The 5,363-nt window shown below is 61.1% G+C and carries 6 protein-coding genes and 2 tRNA genes; 1 reads left to right on the top strand and 7 read right to left on the bottom strand.

What is annotated here, in order from left to right; all coding sequences use genetic code 11:
- The coding region (locus tag JJE47_02405) for a site-specific integrase (protein MBK5266261.1) at positions 1-1,127 on the top strand (1,127 nt) is incomplete at its 5' end.
- Positions 1,128-1,144: 17 nt separating this feature from the next.
- Here the strand turns inward: JJE47_02405 and JJE47_02400 are convergent.
- From JJE47_02400 to JJE47_02370, 7 genes are all read right to left on the bottom strand, one after another.
- Positions 1,145-1,217: transfer RNA gene (locus JJE47_02400), tRNA-Glu, on the bottom strand.
- Positions 1,218-1,221: 4 nt separating this feature from the next.
- Positions 1,222-1,293, bottom strand: a tRNA-Gln gene (locus JJE47_02395).
- Positions 1,294-1,340: 47 nt separating this feature from the next.
- Complete coding sequence (locus JJE47_02390) at positions 1,341-2,156, bottom strand: ABC transporter permease (GenBank protein ID MBK5266260.1); 816 nt, start codon at positions 2,154-2,156, stop codon at positions 1,341-1,343.
- Between the two features lie 56 nt (positions 2,157-2,212).
- Complete coding sequence (locus JJE47_02385; protein ID MBK5266259.1) at positions 2,213-3,349, bottom strand: ABC transporter permease; 1,137 nt, start codon at positions 3,347-3,349, stop codon at positions 2,213-2,215.
- Between the two features lie 17 nt (positions 3,350-3,366).
- Positions 3,367-3,945: a redoxin family protein gene (locus tag JJE47_02380; GenBank protein ID MBK5266258.1), complete on the bottom strand. Its 579-nt coding sequence runs from the start codon at positions 3,943-3,945 to the stop codon at positions 3,367-3,369.
- Entirely contained in the window at positions 3,942-4,367 is a 426-nt protein-coding gene (locus JJE47_02375) for a disulfide bond formation protein B (protein ID MBK5266257.1), read from the bottom strand. The genes JJE47_02380 and JJE47_02375 overlap by 4 nt, the downstream gene beginning before the upstream one ends.
- A gap of 95 nt (positions 4,368-4,462) precedes the next feature.
- The coding region (locus tag JJE47_02370; protein ID MBK5266256.1) for a carboxylate-amine ligase at positions 4,463-5,363 on the bottom strand (901 nt) is incomplete at its 5' end.

The following is a 5,363-nucleotide window of genomic DNA, read 5'->3' as shown; positions in this document are numbered from 1 at the left end:
TCCAACATCGACCCGACCGGCCGGCGCCGTGGCGGGCCCGCTATCGGGGACCCGACGGTCGGTTTCATTCGAGGAGCTTCGACCGCAAGATCGATGCCGAACGGTGGCTCCGTGGCGCCCTGACGAAGGTCGATCGGGGCGAGTGGGTTGACCCCGAACACGGACACATCAGCTGGGTCGACTACTCCACCCGACTCCTGGCCGGGCGAATCCATCTCGCCGCCCGCACCATCGAAACCGACCGTCGCTGCCACCAGCGGGCGACACCGTGGATCGGTGATGTGCCGCTGTCCCGACTCACGCCCGAGCTTCTCCGCCACATGATGTCGGAGTTGACCGCCTCCGGCTACGCCGCCGAGACGGTCGCCAAGACCATGCGCTGGGTTCGACTCACCCTCAACCAAGCGGTCCTCGACCGACGCATCCTTTCGCCACCCGCCCAAGGGTTGCGGCTCCCCAAGGCTCGCCGCTCAGACATGCGCATCCTCGACGCAGCCAACGTAGACGTACTCGCCGCCGCCCTACCGCAACGCTACGGGTCGCTGGCAATCGTGGCTGCCTACACCGGGCTGCGCTGGGGTGAACTGGCCGGCCTACGAGTGGCCGACGTGAACATGCTGCGTCGACGGCTCACCGTCAGCTCGGCGCTCATCGAAGCGTCCGGGCAGCAGCCCTCACTCGGCACACCCAAATCGGCGGCCTCAGAACGAACCATCACCCTCCCCCACGTGGTCGTAGAAACCTTGACCCACCATCTCGAACAACACCCACCCACCGACGGCATGGTCTGGACCACCGAACAGGGCGCATTTCTTCGGAGAGGATCGTTCGGGAGGATCTGGCGTCGAGCTGTCGCCGAGTCGGTGGGTGCTCCCTGCCGGATCCACGACCTGCGCCACACCCACGCGGCCTGGCTGATCGCCGCCGGGGAGCATCCCAAGGCCATTCAGACCCGGCTCGGGCACTCGTCGATTCAGGTGACCATCGACCGCTACGGGCACCTCATGGATGGGCTTGACGACCAGACTGCCGACCGTCTCGACGCCATCGCCCAATCTTCCCGTGGCCCAGGCGTGGCCCAAGCGGTCCAACCGGTCGACCTCGAAACGCGCAGAAACCCCCGCTGAGCAGGGGTTTCGCGTTGTAGCCCCGACCAGATTCGAACTGGCGTTACCGGCTTGAGAGGCCGGCGTCCTAGGCCTCTAGACGACGGGGCCAGAGCTCGGGGGGGAGGACTCGAACCCCCAACGACAGGACCAGAACCTGCTGTGTTACCAATTACACCACCCCCGAAAAAGGGCGACCGGAAGCCTACGCACCCAGCCATCGGAAGGCAAAACCTACAACGGAGCGTCTGCCGCCCTCCGAATACCCACCGATATTAGGTGAAAGGCGGTGCAAAACAGGGTCAACGCCACCGATGGAGCCAATAACGCGTTCCAGGCCGGGTCGCCCGTCAGCGGATGCACGAATGTCGTCCCCCAATAGACCATGGTCCCCCAGCTGACATCGGTATTTGTCTGTCCGAGAAACGAGATGAATCCATCTGCGATGACCGCCCCGGCCACTGCCAGCAGCATGAACACGGCTGCCAGCGGAACCAGATGTGGCAGCAGATGACGGGTGGCCATTCGCCACCGGGACACGCCGGTGACCCGGGCCGCGTCGATGAAGGGTCGGACCATGATCGACTGGGCCTGAGAGCGAAGCACAATACCGCCGCCCCCGATACCGGCTATCAGGCCGTAGATGAGACCGAACGAAATGGGACCGATCGACTGTGACATGCCACCAGACCCGATGATCAACATGAATATCGGGGCCGGCAACAACAGCAAGGCATCGGATACGAATCCGACTGTCCGGTCAACCCAATGCGAGGCGACCGCTCCAACCAACGCCACGATCGTACCCGAGATCGCCGTAACCAATGCTGCGATCATCGCCAGAAGAAACGTCGGTCGGGTGGCGGCGAGTAACTGCGATAACACATCGCGGCCCTGATTGTCAGTACCGAACCAATGGGCGGCCGAGGGTTGCGACGGATGAAGTATCTCGAAGTCGTACCCGGTGATCGGGTTGTAGATGCCGGACGGCCACACTCTCCCCATCAGGAAGGTGGGCGCCACTGCCATGCCCGCGAACACCAGCAACATGAATATCCCGAGCCAAAAAACTTTCGAGGCCCTCAGACGGCGAAGGAGGCCCGGGTTCATGGCCGGCGGATTCGGGGGTCGAGCGTCACGGTCACGACCTCAAGGGTGATTCGAACGAGCAGGGACAGAACCCCGATGACCGCCAGGGCGCCCATAACCACTGGAAGGTCCTGGGCGGTGATGGCTGAGAACAGGAAGTCGCCGAGGCCGTGCCAGGACACCGATCGTTCGATGATGACCAGGCCAGTCATGAGGAATGGCACGCTCACGGCAAACCGGGCCAATAGGGGCAAGATGGCGTTGGAGGAGGCATGCCGATTTCGAACTTGTCGTTCGGTCAATCCTTTGGCCATGCCTGTCAGAACATACGGTTCGTGCTCCACGCCGGTCATTGACGACTGCATGATCAGCAGGAACTCGCCGTAGGACAGAAGGATGAACGCGATCAGCGGAATAGCCGAATCGAAGAGGAGATCGAGCGCGTACACTCCCCGATCACCCTGCCACCACCATACGAGCGTGATGCCGATCCCTCCAACGACCGTCCACCACGGCCGTGGCCGGGCGTTCGAATAGCGCCGGAGCAGAGACGTAACAAGGGCGGCGATGGCCACCCCGATGACCAGCGACACAGTCATCTCCAACAAGATGCGTGACTCCGTGAACAGGGTGAACGACTTCCAGGGATTAGCCGAGTCGCCCATAACCTGGTTGCGAAGGTCACGGAGCGGTTGACGAACCCGCTGATTCAAAAGAAACGCCAGAAATGGTGGGAAGGCAGTCAGGAAGACGAGACCGATGAAGGTGATGACATCCGACCGGAACCCCTTGCTCCACGATGACCAGCGACCCTGGGCGGTCCCGATCGCAAAAGCGATGAGTAGTCCACCTACGAGAACGAACAATGTTCGGGGAACCGCTTCGGACAGCAGGCCTGAGATCGGCGATCCAATGGTCGAGGTTCCCAACGTCCCCTGAAATAGCGATTTCATCCACCGCCAATACTGGATCCAGAGTGACTGATCCAGCCCATACTGCGCACGGATGGCATCGACTTCGGCCTCGGTCATACCCATCCGCAGCGGCGTGAAGTAGTCACCGGGCACCATCACCTGGACGGCAAAGAACATGACCGTCAGGAATCCAAATAGGGCGAGAACCCCCTGAACGACCCGGCCCGCCACATATCGCATCCGGCCAACCTAGTGGTTCAAGAATCACCCAGGTTGGCTACAAGCGCATCTAAAGCCGAAGCAGGCAACTCGCCGGTGACCCGGGTGACCACCTTCCCGGAGGCTCCGATCGTCACGATGTAAGGGAAAAACGTCAGTCCGTAGGATCCGGCGGCGTTTCCAGCTGCGTCGTCGAGAAGAATCGGAACGGTGACGTTTTCGCGAGCCAGCCACTCCGAGGGTGGGTAGTTGGGCTGCCCCGACGAAACGGCCGTGGAAACCACGGTGAGTTTGACACCATCAGGAAGGCCACCAGCTGCAAGCCAGTCGACCACGACTGGGATCTCATTCTGGCAGTGGGAACACCAGTGCGTCACGAATAACACGACCTGGGCGCCATCGGCAGGATCGATCGTCACCGGGGAGCCATCAAAAGAGGCCCCGCTCAGCACCGGAGGGGTAAGCCCGACTCCGCCGTCTGGCTGACCATATTCAGGCAGCGCCACGCCGGTGACGGTTACATCGGCAGTCTGGTCAACCAATATCGTGGCCGTATCGCCCTGGCATGCCGTCAGGAACAGTGTCAATACAGCAGCAACCAGCCAGCGTGTCTTCATGTGCTTCTCGCTTTCAAGAGATAGAGCATGGATGCAGCAATTCCGAAGAAACCGGCTCCCGCCATAAGCGGAATCGATACGAAGCCGAACACGTCAACCCATCGTACCGAACACGAGGCGTCGGGACCGCATGTGTCGCTTCTCGGAAACAGCTGGGCGTAGTAGTGATACATGGAGATGCCAAAGCCAAGAACTGACAGAGACAGACCGTAGATGGCGATCCCCTCGTCGCGCCGGACTGCGGCGATGAACAAGATGATTGCCAGCGAATACATGGCAATTCGTTGATACCAGCACAGCTGACATGGCACATATCCGGCGACTTCCGAGTAGTACAGGGACCCGAGCATGGCCGTAATCGCAAACGAGGCCGCCGCCGGGACCGCCAAACGGACCAAGCGGGCGTCTACCGGAGCACGCATTGACCACAGGAAACCCAGGCCGCAAAGGACGGCGACCAAGGCCAGTAGTGCGAAGAGGGCATCCACCAGCCAAGTATACGGCCCTTAAGGTGCGATCAGGCTATGGGCGTTAGACCCGTCTCTGTGAGGTCAATGAGCATATCGACCACGTCCCGGAACGCCTCATCAACCGATGCTCCAGCCTCGATGGCCCGGTCGTAGACCTCTAACTGCCGGTCAGCGCTCGTCCCGCGAGCGGCAATGGTCCTGGCATGTTCGACAAAACGACGACAATCCAATTCGTCCAGATCGGGTCCGACCAGCTCAAGTAGCTCCTCCACCAGGTCGGGAAAGTCAACCAGTTCGCCCAGACCGAAATCGATCAGGCTGCCCGACGCTCCGTACCGCTGGGCTCGCCAGATGTTCTCATCGATGAGAATCGAGGCGTAATGTCGCCACTTCTGGTTTTCTCGGCGACGTCGGTACAGCATCGAAAGCAACGCCAGATAGAGGCCGGCGATCGTCAGGGCATCGTTGATGTCGGTGCAGACATCGGCGATGCGCAGTTCGAGGGTCGGATAGCGGGCGGAGGGGCGAACGTCCCACCACAGTTTGGTTCCGTCCTCGATTACACCAGGTCCGACGAGGGCATCGACATGGCGCTCATACTCCCCATAGCTGGTGAATTCGGGAGGCAGTCCGGTTCGGGGAAGAGCTTTGAATACGGACTTGCGGTAGCTCTTCATACCCGTGTTCTCACCCGCCCAGAACGGGGACGACGTCGAAAGGGCATAAAGGTGAGGAACGAAATAGGTGATCTGGTTCATCAGGTCGATACGCAGGTCCTGGTCTTCGATCCCCACATGCACATGCATGCCGCAAATAACCAGTCGCCGCAGCACGGCTTGCAGGTCGCGGGCCAGACCCTCGTACCGCTCCTTCGGCGTCGTGAGCTGGTCCCGCCAAATGCCAAAAGGGTGCGTCGAGGAGGCGATAACCGCGTATCCATACGGACGG

The organism is Acidimicrobiia bacterium, assembly GCA_016650365.1.
In the GTDB taxonomy this organism is placed as follows: Bacteria; Actinomycetota; Acidimicrobiia; order Spongiisociales; family JAENVV01; genus JAENVV01.
The sequence above is the reverse complement of the archived record's forward strand: the minus strand, read 5'-3'. Positions and strand labels throughout refer to the sequence as shown.

What these genes read in the sequence shown, in the direction of transcription:
- JJE47_02385 (MBK5266259.1), bottom strand. Translation starts at nt 3,349, where the DNA reads ATGCGATATGTGGCGGGCCGGGTCGTTCAGGGGGTTCTCGCCCTATTT.
- JJE47_02390 (MBK5266260.1), bottom strand. Translation starts at nt 2,156, where the DNA reads ATGTTGCTGGTGTTCGCGGGCATGGCAGTGGCGCCCACCTTCCTGATG.
- JJE47_02380 (MBK5266258.1), bottom strand. Translation starts at nt 3,945, where the DNA reads ATGAAGACACGCTGGCTGGTTGCTGCTGTATTGACACTGTTCCTGACG.
- JJE47_02375 (MBK5266257.1), bottom strand. Translation starts at nt 4,367, where the DNA reads ATGCGTGCTCCGGTAGACGCCCGCTTGGTCCGTTTGGCGGTCCCGGCG.